At 36.7% G+C, this 15,436-nt stretch carries 18 protein-coding genes and 1 riboswitch; of the genes, 8 read left to right on the top strand and 10 right to left on the bottom strand.

The window, feature by feature from the left end:
* Positions 1 to 21 precede the first annotated feature (21 nt).
* Positions 22 to 942 (bottom strand): Nif3-like dinuclear metal center hexameric protein, encoded by a 921-nt coding sequence (locus AC0ONG_RS22620; protein WP_001111115.1) that lies wholly within the window; start codon positions 940 to 942, stop codon positions 22 to 24.
* A gap of 373 nt (positions 943 to 1,315) precedes the next feature.
* Here AC0ONG_RS22620 and AC0ONG_RS22615 point away from each other — a divergent pair, with 373 nt between their 5' ends.
* On the top strand, positions 1,316 to 1,639 hold the full coding sequence (locus tag AC0ONG_RS22615) for an iron-sulfur cluster biosynthesis family protein (RefSeq protein WP_000289570.1): 324 nt from the start codon (positions 1,316 to 1,318) through the stop codon (positions 1,637 to 1,639).
* Between the two features lie 208 nt (positions 1,640 to 1,847).
* Positions 1,848 to 2,753 carry a DMT family transporter gene (locus AC0ONG_RS22610; protein ID WP_001255422.1) on the top strand — a complete coding sequence of 302 codons (906 nt, stop codon included), beginning with the start codon at positions 1,848 to 1,850 and terminating at the stop codon, positions 2,751 to 2,753.
* 28 nt (positions 2,754 to 2,781) lie between these two features.
* Here the strand turns inward: AC0ONG_RS22610 and AC0ONG_RS22605 are convergent, their stop codons facing one another.
* Positions 2,782 to 3,003, bottom strand: a complete 222-nt coding sequence (locus tag AC0ONG_RS22605) for a hypothetical protein (protein ID WP_000639042.1) — start codon at positions 3,001 to 3,003, stop codon at positions 2,782 to 2,784.
* 279 nt (positions 3,004 to 3,282) lie between these two features.
* Here AC0ONG_RS22605 and AC0ONG_RS22600 point away from each other — a divergent pair, with 279 nt between their 5' ends.
* The gene (locus tag AC0ONG_RS22600) at positions 3,283 to 3,666 is read left to right on the top strand and encodes an ATP synthase subunit I (protein WP_000624926.1); all 384 of its coding nucleotides are present in this window, start codon (positions 3,283 to 3,285) and stop codon (positions 3,664 to 3,666) included.
* Between the two features lie 265 nt (positions 3,667 to 3,931).
* Here AC0ONG_RS22600 and AC0ONG_RS22595 read toward each other — a convergent pair whose 3' ends face one another.
* Together AC0ONG_RS22595 and pckA are read right to left on the bottom strand one after the other, a co-directional pair.
* Positions 3,932 to 4,129, bottom strand: coding sequence for a hypothetical protein (locus AC0ONG_RS22595; protein WP_000788101.1), 198 nt, complete (start codon positions 4,127 to 4,129; stop codon positions 3,932 to 3,934).
* A gap of 289 nt (positions 4,130 to 4,418) precedes the next feature.
* Positions 4,419 to 6,005: a phosphoenolpyruvate carboxykinase (ATP) gene (gene pckA / locus AC0ONG_RS22590; RefSeq protein WP_016099050.1), complete on the bottom strand. Its 1,587-nt coding sequence runs from the start codon at positions 6,003 to 6,005 to the stop codon at positions 4,419 to 4,421.
* Positions 6,006 to 6,233: 228 nt separating this feature from the next.
* A riboswitch (SAM riboswitch) is annotated at positions 6,234 to 6,355 on the top strand.
* A gap of 169 nt (positions 6,356 to 6,524) precedes the next feature.
* Here pckA and metK point away from each other — a divergent pair.
* Positions 6,525 to 7,724 (top strand): methionine adenosyltransferase, encoded by a 1,200-nt coding sequence (gene metK / locus AC0ONG_RS22585; protein ID WP_000163117.1) that lies wholly within the window; start codon positions 6,525 to 6,527, stop codon positions 7,722 to 7,724.
* A gap of 41 nt (positions 7,725 to 7,765) precedes the next feature.
* Here the strand turns inward: metK and AC0ONG_RS22580 are convergent, their stop codons facing one another.
* Together AC0ONG_RS22580 and AC0ONG_RS22575 are read right to left on the bottom strand one after the other, a co-directional pair.
* Entirely contained in the window at positions 7,766 to 7,945 is a 180-nt protein-coding gene (locus AC0ONG_RS22580) for a hypothetical protein (protein ID WP_014895354.1), read from the bottom strand.
* Positions 7,946 to 7,951: 6 nt separating this feature from the next.
* Positions 7,952 to 8,131 carry a hypothetical protein gene (locus AC0ONG_RS22575; RefSeq protein ID WP_474204138.1) on the bottom strand — a complete coding sequence of 60 codons (180 nt, stop codon included), beginning with the start codon at positions 8,129 to 8,131 and terminating at the stop codon, positions 7,952 to 7,954.
* Between the two features lie 236 nt (positions 8,132 to 8,367).
* Here AC0ONG_RS22575 and AC0ONG_RS22570 point away from each other — a divergent pair, with 236 nt between their 5' ends.
* The gene (locus AC0ONG_RS22570; RefSeq protein WP_000117130.1) at positions 8,368 to 8,877 is read left to right on the top strand and encodes a MogA/MoaB family molybdenum cofactor biosynthesis protein; all 510 of its coding nucleotides are present in this window, start codon (positions 8,368 to 8,370) and stop codon (positions 8,875 to 8,877) included.
* Positions 8,874 to 9,476 carry a molybdenum cofactor guanylyltransferase gene (locus AC0ONG_RS22565; RefSeq protein WP_000092360.1) on the top strand — a complete coding sequence of 201 codons (603 nt, stop codon included), beginning with the start codon at positions 8,874 to 8,876 and terminating at the stop codon, positions 9,474 to 9,476. Before AC0ONG_RS22570 ends, AC0ONG_RS22565 begins: the two co-directional genes overlap by 4 nt.
* A gap of 278 nt (positions 9,477 to 9,754) precedes the next feature.
* On the opposite strand, the gene AC0ONG_RS22560 is transcribed toward AC0ONG_RS22565, so the two are convergent.
* The 3 genes from AC0ONG_RS22560 to AC0ONG_RS22550 all read right to left on the bottom strand — a co-directional run bounded on the left by AC0ONG_RS22560 (position 9,755) and on the right by AC0ONG_RS22550 (position 12,099).
* A complete protein-coding gene (locus tag AC0ONG_RS22560) occupies positions 9,755 to 10,897 on the bottom strand; it encodes a glycosyltransferase family 4 protein (RefSeq protein WP_001261652.1) in 1,143 nt (380 codons plus the stop codon).
* Between the two features lie 12 nt (positions 10,898 to 10,909).
* On the bottom strand, positions 10,910 to 11,443 hold the full coding sequence (locus tag AC0ONG_RS22555; RefSeq protein WP_000868582.1) for a phosphatase PAP2 family protein: 534 nt from the start codon (positions 11,441 to 11,443) through the stop codon (positions 10,910 to 10,912).
* A gap of 143 nt (positions 11,444 to 11,586) precedes the next feature.
* Positions 11,587 to 12,099, bottom strand: a complete 513-nt coding sequence (locus AC0ONG_RS22550) for a gamma carbonic anhydrase (protein WP_000640205.1) — start codon at positions 12,097 to 12,099, stop codon at positions 11,587 to 11,589.
* Positions 12,100 to 12,173: 74 nt separating this feature from the next.
* Between AC0ONG_RS22550 and AC0ONG_RS22545 the strand changes: the two genes are divergently transcribed.
* A complete protein-coding gene (locus tag AC0ONG_RS22545; protein ID WP_017763680.1) occupies positions 12,174 to 12,977 on the top strand; it encodes an alpha/beta hydrolase in 804 nt (267 codons plus the stop codon).
* Between the two features lie 40 nt (positions 12,978 to 13,017).
* On the top strand, positions 13,018 to 14,082 hold the full coding sequence (locus AC0ONG_RS22540; protein WP_001102476.1) for a tetraprenyl-beta-curcumene synthase family protein: 1,065 nt from the start codon (positions 13,018 to 13,020) through the stop codon (positions 14,080 to 14,082).
* Between the two features lie 37 nt (positions 14,083 to 14,119).
* On the opposite strand, the gene AC0ONG_RS22535 is transcribed toward AC0ONG_RS22540, so the two are convergent.
* Positions 14,120 to 15,421, bottom strand: a complete 1,302-nt coding sequence (locus tag AC0ONG_RS22535; RefSeq protein WP_413790456.1) for a PepSY-associated TM helix domain-containing protein — start codon at positions 15,419 to 15,421, stop codon at positions 14,120 to 14,122.
* Between the last annotated feature and the right edge of the window lie 15 nt (positions 15,422 to 15,436).

Below are 15,436 nucleotides of genomic sequence, written 5' to 3'. Positions count from 1 at the left end.
CGGTAGGAGAATTAAGTAGTGTTAGAGCCACCATTTCTCCTGAGGAAGCAAAATAACATCCACATCAAAATTCTCTTTAAACCAATCATACATCAATGTCTCTTTCACTAAATATTCAGAGGCAGAGTGTGACACCCCAATTAGAGACATATTTGTTTCTTTTACATAATCCATAATGAGCGAGTATTTATGTCGCCCGTAATCATTGTCGATATGGCAATGGATTTCTCCTGTAATATATGCTTCGGCACCTTTTTTTTCTGCTTCCTTCATTAAAGATACAACATCGCCACATCCAGCGATAATTGCGATTTTTTTGATGGAATCATGTCGTTTACCTTCGAAGTCTGTGTAAGGGATCTGGAAGAGTTGTTTTAGATGTTTTTGGAGTGCTTCTGTTGATGTTTCATCTATTTCACAAATAAGGCCAACTGGTTCTTGTTCTGGACCTCCATATGCAAAGTCGTCCACTACAGTAGCGTTTAATGCTTTTGCAATTGAAATACTCGTTCCATGCGTTTGATGAAAATCCATTGGTACGTGACATGTATATATAGAAAGTTGTTTTTCTTTTATTCCTTGCAAATATTTTTCAGGAATTGGTATGAAACCGCGGCCTGATCTTCCAATTGGATCACCGCACTCCATTACAAGGGGATGGTGCATAAAGAGTAAATCACCGGGTGTGGATTGTGAAATGAATGTTTCAAGAACGTCATCTGTAGGGAATACAGCTAAAAATACTTTGTTTACATTTTCAAATCCGTGCATCATAAGGCCGTTAAATAAATCTACAAAATTTGCTTCGAAAAATTGTTGCCAAGGAAATTTGATAGGATCATATACGGCTGGGATAAATCGACTAAAGGCACTATCTTTTCCGTATTTTTCAATTTGAAATAAGTGATCGAGTGATTGCTCTATTTTTTTTAAGGCTGGCATGTTTAATAATCCTCCTTAAGATGATTCTTGCTTTATGAGTTGTTTGTATTCTTCGTAGCGAAATAAGAAGCGATAGGAAACAAATAAAGCCTAGAATCCAGCCGATAGAAGGAGAATAGGGAAGTACATGCTGTAATAGCATTTCGCTAGAAATGAAGAAACTACCAAATAGACTTAATAAAATAGGATATCGTTGTAGTTTGAACACGGATAGCAAACCTCCTTTCTCCTGTATGAACTACTCATAAAAGCTCGATTGCTGAAACTTTATCACATACATTGTATATTAGTCTTAATTTTCTGTATATAAATTTTAAGAAAAATGGTGATACAATATATGAATGATAAGAGAAGAGAGGATGAAGATTAACATATGTACGTTACTGTAACAGAAGCAGCATATAAAAAGATTATGGATACGATTCCAAGTGAAGCGAAATATATAAAGTTATTTTACGATAATGAGGGTTGCGGTTGTGTCATGAGCGGAATCATCGATTTAGTAGCTGTAGCAGAGAAAGATGAGCGCGATGTGGATATTGAATCAAGCACAATGAATTTTATCGCTGATCGTACAAAGCTTGTATTTATGGACGATAAGTTAACGGTTGATTGGCATGAAGGTGGAGGAACTTTTCAGTTGAAGAGCCCAAGCCAGTTTTATAATCCAAATATGAAATTACACGTTCGAGTATAGTAAAGGAAAGGTGATTCCAAAATGTATTTTGGAATCACCTTTTTTTATTTTATAAGTCGATATATTTGGGAAGTCGCCGATATAAATGGAGTTGCGCCAATATAATTTCATTTACCAAAACGTTTCATATTATAAAAAGTTTTTTCACATAATGAAATGTACACATGATTGAATTTTCTGTATAATTTTCTTTGCGGAGGGGATACGCATGAGAAGATGGGGAATTGAGTTATTAATTTTAAGTGTTGTTATTATTTGGGGGATTAACTATACAATTGCGAAGTATGGACTTTTAGAATTTACAACAATTGAGTTTACCGCACTTCGTATGATGGCGGCGGCACCGCTCCTGTTACTTCTTACTTTTTTTATTGAAAAGTCGGTTTATATGGAGCGAAAGGATATACCTAGATTAATCATCGTTAGCGTTGTAGGTATTGTACTGTATCAAACGTTATTTATGGAAACTGTCAAATATACATCCGCTACAAATGCCTCTTTACTCATTTCTATTTCACCTATTTTTACAACTGTATTTGCGATTTTTCTGAAACAAGAAAAGTTTTCTTCTCGAAAGCTCATAGGTTCTATCATTGCCTTTAGTGGTGCAGCATTAGTTTTAGTAGCAGGACATTCACTTGCTAGTTCTTTTTATGGCAATGGAATTGGACTTATTACATCAATATGCTGGGGGCTTTATCCTGTTTTAGCAGGACCATTAATTAAAAAATATTCAGCACTACGTGTTACCGCATGGTCAGCCTTAGTTGGCGCGATTCCGCTTTTATTGTTAAGTGGACCATATGTATTTATAATGCCATTTCACATTACACACGGAATGACACTATTCGCCTTACTATATTCCATTTTCTTTGTAACAGTATTCGGCTTAGTCATGTGGTATGTTGGTGTTCAAAAAATTGGGGCGTCACATACGATGGTATATATGTATATAACGCCGCTTGTAGCTGTTTTATTTGCAGCTGTCTGGGCAAATGAATATGTATCGTTTCAACAAATCATCGGTGGAATTATCATTTTTGTCGGTTTATGGTTTGTGAAATCGGAGAAAGTAAAAGTTCATTCTATTGCAGGGGAACCTATATCAAAATAGGAAAACAGATCACCTATGATCTGCTTTCCTATTTTTTTATTTTTGGTAAGAAGATGAGAAATAAGATAGCAGTAATAAGTGGAATTAAGTTTAAAAATGGAATACGGAAGAGTGTAATAAGAATAATACCTGGAAGAAGAACACCGAGGACAGCGTAAAAAATGCTATGGTTTTTCGTGTACCAATACAATGAAAGTCCGATAAGTGCAGGGATAATGAGGTGAATGAGAGCCATTAAAAAATAAATCATTAGACGCCCCCTTTATTTGTGTGCTTATTACATCATATCCGTATGTTCATAGATTGATATCATTTTTTTCATAAATGGACGAAAAAAGTTTGGAAAACCGTCACAAAATATGAGAATATGATGTTCGAAATCTTGTATAATATTATTTCCTAAAAACATTTAAACAACATAAACATACGGTTTATGTTGTTTTTAATTTGAGTGAAATGGATGTAAGGAATATGAATTTGAAAGAAATTTTTTGTTGAATAGATAAGAACGAATGAAGAGAGGTACAGCATGATTAGTATGTCACTAAGATCATTTAAAATCCAATCGTATTATATACTAGGTATTTTGTTACTAGGTTGGATGTTAACACCGTTTTCAGCACACTTTTTAGGCGCTGGAATTGGGCTTATTGTAAGTATGTATTGCGTTTGGCTTTTAGGGAGAAGAATTGAGAAGCTTGGAGATAGTATTGTAAAGAAGACGAAAGCACCGACACTCGGTATGTTTAACCGTTTTGCAGCTGCCATTTTGGGTGCTATTATTATGTACGAAATTGAGCACCACATGGTTATGTGGGCATTTGCAGTAGGGATTATGGGTGGTTATTTCTTAATCGTTGTGAATTTAGGATACTATAGCATGAAAGATGAGAAAGAATTAACGAAGAGCTAAAAAAGATAAAAAGATAAAAAACCTCTTTTGGATGGAATAGAGGATCCAGCGAGGGATAGAAGCGGTCAGAGCCTCTTTTAGCCTCATGCGATGTGAAACCAGAGAGATGTAATGAGTAGGGATATAATTTATATGTTCGAAACCGTGATTTGTCCCTGTGGAAATAGGTTTACTCTGGGATAAGTGATTCAGTGATGGATAGTACAACAGGAAGCGAAACTTTGCCTGAAATGCAGGTTTCTGCTTCTAATAAGTTAACATGAAATCACGTATTAGTAGGACTTTTATGTTCTTTAAAAAATTTGGATATAATACAACAAATTATTCCGATAATTAGAATAATATATTTTATCGTTTCACTTGTATGCTCAAATAAATTAACGTTAAGCATTACAAGTCCCCAAAAAATTTGGATCGCTCCGTAAATGAATAAAATTTTTCCTGCACGAGAAAAATTTTTCATAGGCTTCACCCTTTCCTGTATATGTAAATTGTATCATAAAAAACTAAAAATGAATGAGTATAAAATGAATTTTCTGTAATTTATTGAACTAAGTCACAGATGAAGAGATTAACGTTTCACTTTATATAAGATATAAAAAGAAGCTTACGTAAAAACGTAAGCTTCTTTTTTATGTAAGTGTGTGTAACCGTTAAGCCGCATTGGGTTTTGTCGGTGAGTACGCGAAACTTTACGGTTACACGACACTTATTCATATGAGTAAAGGGTTATTCCAACAGAAAGTGTTAATTTAAGCGATTGGGCCGCCTAAGTTAATAATATCTTCAGAAACGCTTTCGAACTTTTTGAAGTTCTCTTTGAATTCATTTGCAAGCTCGATTGCTTTTGCTTTGTAAGAAGCTTTATCAGCCCAAGTTTGTTCAGGCATTAACACTTCGTCAGGTACACCTGGTACGTGAAGTGGAACTTCAAGACCGAAGATGTCATGTTTAGCTGTTTCAGTTTTTGCAAGTTCACCGCTTAATGCTGCTTGAATCATTGCACGAGTATAACCTAAGTTCATACGTTTACCAACGCCGTATTCGCCGCCAGTCCAGCCAGTGTTTACTAGGAATACTTTCGCATCGTGTTTCTCGATTTTTTCACCAAGCATTTCAGCGTAGCGAGATGCATCAAGTGGTAAGAATGGTGAACCGAAGCAAGTTGAGAATGTAGCTTGCGGAGATGTAACACCGCGCTCTGTTCCTGCTAGTTTACTAGTGTAACCACTTAAGAAATGATACATAGCTTGCTCTTTTGATAACTTACTGATTGGAGGCAATACGCCAGATGCATCAGCAGTTAAGAAAATAATAGTATTTGGGTGTCCAGCAACACTTGGCAGTACGATATTGTCGATCGCATGCATAGGGTATGCAGCACGAGTATTTTCTGTTAAAGTAGTATCGTTGTAGTCTGCGATACGCGTTTGGTTATTAATGATAACGTTTTCTAAAACGGATCCGAATTTGATTGCATCGAAAATTTGTGGTTCTTTCTCGTGAGAAAGGTTTACACATTTTGCATAGCAACCGCCTTCAATATTGAATACACCGTTATCAGACCAACCGTGCTCATCATCACCGATTAATTTACGGTTTGGATCAGCAGATAAAGTTGTTTTACCTGTTCCAGATAAACCGAAGAATAGTGCTACGTCACCTTCTTCACCTACGTTTGCAGAGCAATGCATAGAAAGAATATCTTGTTCAGGTAGTAAGAAGTTCATAATAGAGAAGATTGATTTTTTCATTTCTCCAGCGTATTCTGTACCACCAATTAGTACAATACGTTTTTCGAATGAAACCATAATGAATGCTTCAGAGTTTGTACCGTCAACAGCTGGATCAGCTTTGAAATTCGGTGCAGAAACAATTGTGAACCCTGACTCATGAGTTGTTAATTCTTCTTCAGTTGGACGAATGAATAATTGATGTACAAATAAATTGTGCCATGCATATTCATTAATAACTTGAATTGGTAGGCGGTAATTGCGGTCAGCGCCTGCAAATCCTTTGAAGACGAATAACTCTTCTTTTTCTTTTAAGTATTCTAAAACTTTAGTATATAATTTATTAAAATGTTCTTCAGAAATCGGTTGGTTCACAGCTCCCCAAGCAATTTTGTCAGCAACCGATGCTTCTTTCACAATAAATTTATCTTTAGGAGAACGTCCTGTATATTTTCCTGTTGAAGCAGAAACGGCACCAGTAGAAGTTAATTTCCCTTCATTTCGCATTAATACTTTTTCCACTAATTGCGGAACACTTAGTTGAATCTGTGCATTGCTTCCGTTCAATAATTCGTGTAAACCAATTTGGACATTCACAGTACTCATATTTATATACCATCCTTTTCATTTAATGAAATATTTCTCGTAATCCCCAACAAGAGTATAACACAATTATATAAATAATGTATACTATTTATTTCTTTTTGTTTGTGTGAATGTATTATTTCCCTATTAATATTTCATTTTAGGCGTATTGAGAAAAACTTTCAGGAAAATGTGAATATTAATTGACAAATGAATATCATTTCTTTAGTATAGGTTGGGACGGATACTCTCTTATCCCGAGCTGGCGGAGGGACAGGCCCGATGAAGCCCAGCAACCTCACTTGTATTGATAAATGCAGGTGAATAGGTGCTAAAACCTGTGCGAGGCTACAGGTCTCGAACGATAAGAGCGAAGGGCAAAAAGCAGTATGCAAGTAGCAAATTAAACCTTTCCTCTATGTAAAGTAGGAAAGGTTTTTCTGTATGCTTGTGTGGGAGAATAAATGTATGTCGCAGTTTGTGGCAAATTAAGGATGAGTTCCGTACAATATATACAATTACTGTAGGGAGGTTTACCACATGACAAAAAAACGTCATCTGTTCACATCTGAGTCTGTAACTGAAGGACATCCAGATAAAATTTGTGACCAAATTTCTGATTCAATTTTAGATGCGATCTTATCAAAAGACGCAAATGCACGTGTAGCTTGTGAAACAACTGTAACAACTGGTTTAGTATTGGTAGCGGGGGAAATTACGACTTCTACTTACGTAGATATTCCGAAAATCGTTCGTGAAACAATTCAAGGCATTGGTTACACACGCGCAAAATACGGATTCGATGCAGAAACTTGTGCTGTTTTAACATCTATCGATGAGCAGTCTGCTGACATCGCTATGGGTGTTGACCAAGCGCTAGAAGCACGCGAAGGTCAAATGACTGACGCTGAGATTGAGGCAATTGGTGCAGGAGACCAAGGTTTAATGTTTGGTTTTGCATGTAATGAAACACAAGAATTAATGCCACTTCCAATCTCGCTTGCTCACAAATTAGCTCGCCGTTTAACTGAAGTACGTAAAGATGATACATTATCATACTTACGTCCAGATGGAAAAACGCAAGTTACAGTTGAGTATGATGAAAATGGTAAACCAGTACGTGTTGATACTATCGTAATTTCTACACAACATCACCCAGATGTTACATGGGAAGAAATCGATCGCGACTTAAAAGAGCACGTAATTAAAGCTGTAGTACCAGCAGAATTAATGGATGGAGAAACGAAATTCTTCATTAATCCAACTGGTCGCTTCGTAATTGGTGGACCACAAGGTGATGCTGGCTTAACAGGACGTAAAATCATCGTTGATACTTACGGTGGATACGCTCGCCACGGTGGCGGTGCATTCTCTGGTAAAGATGCAACAAAAGTTGACCGTTCTGCAGCATATGCAGCTCGTTATGTTGCGAAAAACATCGTAGCAGCTGGTCTTGCTGACAAAGCAGAAGTACAACTTGCATACGCAATCGGTGTAGCACAACCAGTATCAATTTCAGTTGATACATTCGGCACAGGTAAAGTATCTGAAGACGTACTAGTAGAACTAGTTCGTAACAACTTCGATCTTCGCCCAGCTGGTATTATTAAAATGCTAGACTTACGTCGCCCAATTTACAAACAAACAGCAGCTTACGGCCACTTCGGACGTACTGATGTAGATCTTTCATGGGAACGTACAGACAAAGCTGCAGCTTTAAAAGAGCAAGCTGGTCTATAATATATGAAAAAAAGCTTTGCGCGGTGAGCGCAAAGCTTTTTTTATTTCGTTTTACTTACAATTTGAATACATGAACTACAATATACTTCTCCATCTAGCTCAATATACTTTTTCATATTAGTCATGCCACTTGCTGGAAATGGCATATGAATCCAAGCCTTTTCATACGTTTGTATTTCCTTTTTACATGATTTACAAAGGGTGGGTTTCTTCTGGAACATATGTAATCAACCGTTCATTTGACGTGCTTTACTTGCGCAAAAGGCACTGCTTAGTAAAAATAGTGTCGCGAATATAATGCTTACTAATGTAGCGTATGGAATTGCGCCTTTTAAGGAAAAGCCGACAGTGATTGAAGCGATGAATAAGAGGATAAATGTTGTTGTTAATTTTTTATATAGTTCCATAATATGTAGACCTCCAATTTATTTTTTAGTACAAGTTTTAAAATTGAATTCTATTATGTAGAAAATATAAGGAGTAGCTAAAGATGTGTAGTCTAGGAGTATAAGAAAGTGCACTTTCCTTTTTGTGGATTAGTATACTTATATTGTATCATGTCGCATGATTGGCTTCATACATAATTGTGTAAAGATATGTATGATAAAATGAAGAAAAGTCTTTAAGAAAGGAAAGATAAAAAATGAGTGTAACTGAACATAAAAAACAAGCCCCAAAAGAAGTGCGTTGCAAGATTGTTACGATTTCCGATACACGTACGGAAGAAACGGATAAGAGCGGACAACTATTACATGAATTGTTAAAAGAAGCGGGCCATACAGTAACCTCTTATGAAATTGTAAAAGATGATAAAGAAAGTATTCAGCAAGCAGTGTTAGCTGGTTATCATAAGGAAGATGTAGATGTTGTATTAACAAATGGCGGTACTGGTATTACGAAGCGTGATGTAACAATTGAAGCAGTGTCAGCTCTATTAGATAAAGAGATTGTCGGGTTTGGTGAGTTGTTCCGCATGATTAGTTATTTAGAAGATATCGGGAGCAGCGCAATGTTAAGTAGAGCGATTGGGGGTACAATTGGGCGCAAAGTAGTTTTCTCGATGCCAGGATCGAGCGGGGCGGTTCGCCTTGCGATGAATAAATTAATTTTACCGGAATTAGGCCATATTACATTTGAGCTACATCGCCAATGAGTAGGTGGGCTGGAATTGTATTAGCGGGCGGTATGTCGAGTAGATTTGGTGAGCCGAAAGCGTTAGCGAGCTGGCAAGGTAGTACTTTTATTGAGCATATTTTGAAAGAGATGACAAGTGCGCTCCAAGAAGTTGTAGTCATTAGTCATTCTGATATAAAAGAGCGAGTAGAGCAATTCGTACAAGTTCCTGTTATAGAAGATATCCCGCACTATAAAGGGAATGGACCGCTGGCCGGTATTGTATCAGGAATGGAATACATAGAAGCAGATTGGTATGCTATTATGCCTTGCGATGCGCCAAATGTTTCGCATGAATGGTTTACCATTTTACTGGAGCAAACGAGCAATGAATATGATGCAGTTGTACCTATTATTAATGGAAGAAAACAGCCGCTACTTGCAGCGTATCATAACCGCGTGAAAGAAAAGATTTATGCTTTACTTCAGGAAGAGAAAAGAAGTATGGGGCAGCTTTTATCACAATGTAATGTGAAGTATGTTGCTGGAGAAGATGTACAAGCGAATACAGATTGGTTTATAAATGTAAATACAAAAGAAGAATATGTGCAGGCTCAAAAAGACCTTTCAAATGAATGAAAGGTTTTTTGATATACAGAATTGGGGAACAATTGCTGTATAAAGGTATGTGAGTAAGTTGATTTTAAGGGGAATTCTTAAAATCATTATACAGCAAAAACACTGTATAACCATATATTAATTTTTATGGGTTTTTATTACAAGTCTGTTTAGTTATGTTTATTTTTGCTATAATGAATATGGAAATAAATGATATTTCACCTTATGTATCATTCATTCAACTAAAATTTACAAGTGTGTAATAAACTCCCTTCGTTTTTTGAAGGGAGTTTTTCTGTTCAAGCAAGTAACTCTGATGCGGTATGCTGAAGGACTTCTTCATACTGGTTAAGTAAGCCGCGAAAGATCTCATCCCAGCTTTTTGATTTTGCAAAAGATGAAGCTGCTATTCCCATCTGCTCAAGTTTTTCTTCATTTTGCAATAAAGAATAAATGGATGATAGAAATGCATCCTCATTTTTAGGGGGACAAAGAATTCCCGTTTTTCCATCTGTAATAATATTTTTAACCCCGCCACTATTTGCACCAATGACAGGTGTGCCACATGCGAGTGATTCAAGTACGACATTTCCGAATGTTTCAGTAGCTGATGGAAATACCATTATGTTAGAACAAGCATATGCTTCAGCTAAATCTGCACTTTGTAAATAGCCAGTAAAAGTGACATTTGTTTGTGGAACAGCTTCACGCAAATTTGTTGCTAGAGGTCCGTCTCCTGCGATGAGCCAATGAATGTCGTTTCGAGTATGCGATGTTTTAACGATAAGGTTTTGCAACGTATCAATATCTTTTTCAGGAGCAATTCGTCCTACATAGGAAAGAACGTACTTCGCTGTAATATTATATTTTTTTCGGAATAGGTCTGTATTGTAAGCTGGATGAAAGAGTGTGCAATCTACACCACGTCCCCAAATGGAGAGGGCCTGAAAGCCTTTATTTTTTAATTGATGTAATGTTTCAGAGGAGGGAACAAAATTTTTTTGCATATGACTATGAAACCATTTTAAATAGTTCCAAAGCATATTGGAGAGAAATTCAATTTTGTAATAGCGTAAATACGCATCGAAATCAGTATGATAAGAACCGACAACTGGGATGTTTAACTTTTTGGCGTAATACAGTCCACAAAGTCCCATGTTGAAAGGTGTGGCAATGTGAATAATGTCAGGTTTAAAGGAATGAAGTTCCCGTTTAATACGCGGAGTAGGAAAAGAAAAGCGACATTCTGGATATAATATTGTTAACGGGATACTTCTCATCTTGTTCACATTAGCTACGAAATTATCTTCAGCTGTATGCTGAGGGGCGAAAACAGAATAGGCGATCTGTTCTTTCTGAAAGTAACTTGTTAATCGTTCTAACGTTTTCGCAACCCCGTTAACTTGTGGCGTAAAAGTATCGGTAAAAATGGCGACTCTCATCATATCACTCCTTTATGTGAAAAGTGGGATGAATTGATAAAAAGAGATGATGCCAGAGCAAGTGCCAAGGCACATGCCGACGAACACATCTGACGGATAGTGAAGTCCTAAATAAATACGTGAAATACCGACGCATAATGCTAACGGTAATAGGAAAGCAAGTAAGCTTGGATTATAGCAAATAAATGGAATGAAGACAGAGAAAACGGCTGTTGTATGACCAGACGGGAAAGAGTGGTCTTTTAATGGATGGACTGGATATTTCGCATCCTGAATTGTTAAATAAGGACGTTTTCGTGGATACCACCTTTTTAATATTTGTACAGGAATATGGCTAATTGCTAAAGAAATAGCAGTAGCGATTGCTGCTTGGTGTAAAGTCCCTTTTGCAAAAATTAAAAAGAAAAGTGTAAGTGCAATGGAGAAAGTAGCACCACCGATATGGGTAATATTGCTGAAAAAGATGTTTAATGTTTTTTGATCAAAGTAGCGATTAATTCCTTTAAAAATGTAACATTCTATTTTATATAATCCACTGACCTTCATGAAAATTCTCCTCCCTCGTTTACATATATATGGAGATATTAGCTTTTATTTTAATAAGATTTTGTTGAGGGAGTAATAATATTTTGTAAAGAAAAAGTTAGATTTTATATAAAAAAAGCTGCCAATCTTATGGCAGCGGAAATTTACTTCTGTAATGATTTATAATATTGACCTTTTTCAACGTATTGCGTACGAATACGCTCCATATCTTTACGGTCTTCTTCTGTTAATTCACGAATGACTTTCGCGGGACGACCGAAAGCTAACGTGTTTGGTGGAATTTTCTTTCCTTGTGAAACGAGGCTTCCGGCACCGATAAAAGCTCCTTCGCCAATTTCAGCACCATCTAATATAATGGATCCCATTCCAATTAAAGCATCCTTTTTAATATGACAGCTATGTAAAATAACTTGATGCCCAACTGTAACATCATCTTCTAAAATAAGAGGATACTGAGGGCTTTGGTGGAGTGTACATTGGTCTTGTACATTTACTCGGTCTCCAATGATTGTTGCTGACACATCACCACGGATGACTGTATTAAACCAAATACTTGATTCCTCGCCAACGGAAACATCGCCTGTAATCGTAACATAGTCAGCGATAAAAGCACTACTCGCAATTTTCGGATTTTTTTCTTTGTAAGGATATATCATGTAAAGTCTTCCTTTCCTAGAGACTAGTTTTAGTGTATCAAATTATGAGAAAGAGTGAAATGGAGGAGGTCCATATGTGGAATTATGAAGCAGAGGAAGCGAAAGCTGTCATTGTTATCGTGCACGGCGCAATGGAATATCACGGACGTTACGAAGCCGTTGCGGAAATGTGGAATCACATCGGCTACCACGTCGTGATGGGGGACCTTCCGTCACATGGAACGACTTCAAGAAATAGAGGACATATTGATTCATTTGATGAATACATAGAGGAAGTTAAATTATGGGTGAAAGAAGCAAGAAAGTATAGGTTACCTATTTTTCTATTCGGTCATAGTATGGGTGGTCTTATCGTCATTCGTATGATGCAAGAAACGAAGAGAGAAGATGTAGAGGGTATTATTTTGAGTTCGCCTTGTTTAGGGGTAGTGACTGGACCCTCTGCTCCGCTTCAATTTGCTGCAAAAATATTAAATGTTGTGGCTCCAAAATTGCAATTTGCAACGAATCTTACGGTGGAAATGTCAACAAGGAATCATGAAGTGAGAGATGCAATGGAGAATGATTCATTGTTCTTGCGCAAAGTATCAGTACGTTGGTATAGTGAATTGATTAAGTCTATCGAAATTGCTCATAAAAAAATAGACGATTTTCCAGACGTTCCGCTCTTGCTAATGCAAGCATGTGAGGATAAACTTGTAGATAAAACACGTGTCCGCATGTGGTTTGATAATGTTAAAATAAGTGATAAGGCATATAAAGAATGGCCGAATTGTTATCACGAGTTATTAAATGAGTATGAGCGTGATGAAATTTTGAATTATATTCAGTCATTTACTGAAATACATGTCAATAATATAGTAAAAACAAACAAATAAATCATTATTTGTACATTTAATAGAGGAGATGAAGGAAGAAGTGAACGTACCGAGTAATCCCATAACGCTCATGGCGAAAGTATACCGTGATGTGTTTCCGGTTGTACACCATGAGCTAGCGATGTGGAAAGAGCGTGCCTACCATATTCCGAATGATGAGCTTCATAGTCAGGCAATCGCAAGTATTGAGCATAAAACGTTTCATTGTGAGGGTGGTGGCATTTTATCGCTGCTAGCAAATGAACACCGAGAGGAATGTATTCGTTTTATCGTAGCGTATCAAACAATCAGTGACTATTTAGATAATTTATGTGATCGCAGTACATCACTTGATCCGAATGATTTTGCCGCTCTACATGAATCAATGTTAATGGCACTATCACCTGAAGTGGAAGGTGGCGGTAATTATTATCGTTATCGTGATGATCAAGATGATGGTGGTTATTTAGATGAACTTGTTGAAACGTGCCAAGATGTTTTAAAGAAAACGAAGCACTATGAAAAAATTGCTCCTGTTCTGCATGAACTTGCTTGTTATTATTGTGATTTGCAAATTCATAAACACGTGAAGTTAGAAGAAAGAGAGCCGCGCCTGAAAACTTGGTTTGAAGCACATAAAGAAAACTTACCTGAGATGAGTTGGTTTGAGTTTTCAGCATGTGCCGGTTCTACACTTGGAATTTTCTGTCTTGTAGCATATGCATTTCATGATGAATTACATGATGAAGATATTGCGAAAATTAGACAAGGGTACTTCCCTTACGTACAAGGACTTCATATCTTACTTGATTATTTCATCGATCAAGAAGAAGACCGTATAGGCGGGGATTTGAATTTCTGTAGTTATTATGAAAACGAGCAAGCTATATTAGATCGTATGAAACACTTTGTAGAAGAAGCAGAGAAGAGCATTGGTGATTTACCTCATGCGAAGTTTCATCGTCTCATAAGCCGAGGATTACTTGGTATTTATTTATCAGATCAAAAAGTATCAGCACAAAAGAATATGCACAAAATGGCACGGCGCATTGTAAAATACGGAGGCCTCACTTCACGATTCTTCTATTGGAACGGGAAGATGTACCGAAAGAAAATGGCGCAGTGATGAAGAAAACCACTCATGTAGAGTGGTTTTCTTTTTATTATGATCGTATTTTTGAAAATACATATATGAGAAGTTCAATCGCAAAAATAACTAAAACAGATAGTCCGAATAAAGGCATGACAGCGCCTAGTATAATCATCATGATAAAGAAAACGAGTACGCTTTTCTTATCTCTTTGCTTTGGAGGTGCTGCTAATTTTCCTTTTGGCTTTCTTGCTAACCACATTTTTACTCCGTAATAAATAAGAAGTAATAGAGATAATGTCGTTAGTAAGCATAATATTTTATTTGGCCATCCGAATAAATGTCCTTCGTGAAGTGGGATGCCGTAAGTGAACCATTGTGCAAGTAATCCATAATCACGATAGTCCGTTTTTGAAATGAGTTCCCCGCTATATTGATCAAAGTAAGCTGTTATCTCTTCACTTGGTGCAACATGCATACCTGTAATACCAGAACCGCTCGATTTCGAAACAGTGAATACACCTTTCGGATCAGCTGGTAGTGAAATAACATATGGCTTCTTTATTTCAATTCCTTTTTGTAATTCATCGACAGAAATTGCTTTCGGTTCATTTGAATTCGATTCAGGAGGAGCTTCTTTTCTTGTTGCCCACGGCAATTCTTTTACCTTTGATTCAGGCGGTGCCATGTACAATTTTGGATATCCGAGTGATTCATTAGAAGATGCAATTTTATAAATTTGGTTCCCCATAAATCCTGACCATGGCAATCCAGATGCGATTAGCAGAAAGAGAGGAATTGTAAATATAATACCGATAATAGAATGACGTCTTTTTGCCTTTTCTCGCTTATTGGATGATGGTGTGTTTTTGAATTGGCGTATACTCATGTACAATCCGGTTACAATTAAAAAGATTGTCCAGCATGCCGCAAGTTCTACAGTATAGTTGACGACAGTGCCACCAACTAAAAGAGAACTATGTAATTCCCGCATGATATTGGCAAACGTTTCACTTGCGTTTTGATCCTCAACAATTTGATTATTACTATCTAAATACACATATTTTTGTTGCCCAGTATACTCATTTGCAATCGTAAGTCTCGTATTATAATCCCCATTAAACTCACTAATTTTCGCCACGCTATAATGTGGATATTTTTTCTCTGTTAAGGAAATAGAATCAGCCATCGAAATAGATTCTGTTTGAGCGCTCTTTCCAAAATATAAATCTTTATAGATGAAATCTTCAACTTCCTCCCGAAATAAATACCCAATTCCGCTCAGTGACAAAGTAATAAGAAGCGGCGTAATAAAAAGTCCAGCATAAAAATGCCAACGCCAAAAAATGTAATGAAGCGAACGATTTACTTTCATACTTTCAGTTCCCCT

The sequence above is a fragment of the Bacillus sp. TCT6 genome (genome assembly GCF_056033845.1).
This window is presented reverse-complemented; position numbering and strand designations above follow the sequence as displayed.

Excerpts from the sequence above, each read along its gene's own strand:
- AC0ONG_RS22620 (WP_001111115.1), bottom strand. The coding sequence starts at position 942 with ATGCCAGCCTTAAAAAAAATAGAGCAATCACTCGATCACTTATTTCAA.
- AC0ONG_RS22615 (WP_000289570.1), top strand. The coding sequence starts at position 1,316 with ATGTACGTTACTGTAACAGAAGCAGCATATAAAAAGATTATGGATACG.
- AC0ONG_RS22610 (WP_001255422.1), top strand. The coding sequence starts at position 1,848 with ATGAGAAGATGGGGAATTGAGTTATTAATTTTAAGTGTTGTTATTATT.
- AC0ONG_RS22605 (WP_000639042.1), bottom strand. The coding sequence starts at position 3,003 with ATGATTTATTTTTTAATGGCTCTCATTCACCTCATTATCCCTGCACTT.
- AC0ONG_RS22600 (WP_000624926.1), top strand. The coding sequence starts at position 3,283 with ATGATTAGTATGTCACTAAGATCATTTAAAATCCAATCGTATTATATA.
- AC0ONG_RS22595 (WP_000788101.1), bottom strand. The coding sequence starts at position 4,129 with ATGAAAAATTTTTCTCGTGCAGGAAAAATTTTATTCATTTACGGAGCG.
- pckA (WP_016099050.1), bottom strand. The coding sequence starts at position 6,005 with ATGAGTACTGTGAATGTCCAAATTGGTTTACACGAATTATTGAACGGA.
- metK (WP_000163117.1), top strand. The coding sequence starts at position 6,525 with ATGACAAAAAAACGTCATCTGTTCACATCTGAGTCTGTAACTGAAGGA.
- AC0ONG_RS22580 (WP_014895354.1), bottom strand. The coding sequence starts at position 7,945 with ATGTTCCAGAAGAAACCCACCCTTTGTAAATCATGTAAAAAGGAAATA.
- AC0ONG_RS22575 (WP_474204138.1), bottom strand. The coding sequence starts at position 8,131 with ATGGAACTATATAAAAAATTAACAACAACATTTATCCTCTTATTCATC.
- AC0ONG_RS22570 (WP_000117130.1), top strand. The coding sequence starts at position 8,368 with ATGAGTGTAACTGAACATAAAAAACAAGCCCCAAAAGAAGTGCGTTGC.
- AC0ONG_RS22565 (WP_000092360.1), top strand. The coding sequence starts at position 8,874 with ATGAGTAGGTGGGCTGGAATTGTATTAGCGGGCGGTATGTCGAGTAGA.
- AC0ONG_RS22560 (WP_001261652.1), bottom strand. The coding sequence starts at position 10,897 with ATGAGAGTCGCCATTTTTACCGATACTTTTACGCCACAAGTTAACGGG.
- AC0ONG_RS22555 (WP_000868582.1), bottom strand. The coding sequence starts at position 11,443 with ATGAAGGTCAGTGGATTATATAAAATAGAATGTTACATTTTTAAAGGA.
- AC0ONG_RS22550 (WP_000640205.1), bottom strand. The coding sequence starts at position 12,099 with ATGATATATCCTTACAAAGAAAAAAATCCGAAAATTGCGAGTAGTGCT.
- AC0ONG_RS22545 (WP_017763680.1), top strand. The coding sequence starts at position 12,174 with ATGTGGAATTATGAAGCAGAGGAAGCGAAAGCTGTCATTGTTATCGTG.
- AC0ONG_RS22535 (WP_413790456.1), bottom strand. The coding sequence starts at position 15,421 with ATGAAAGTAAATCGTTCGCTTCATTACATTTTTTGGCGTTGGCATTTT.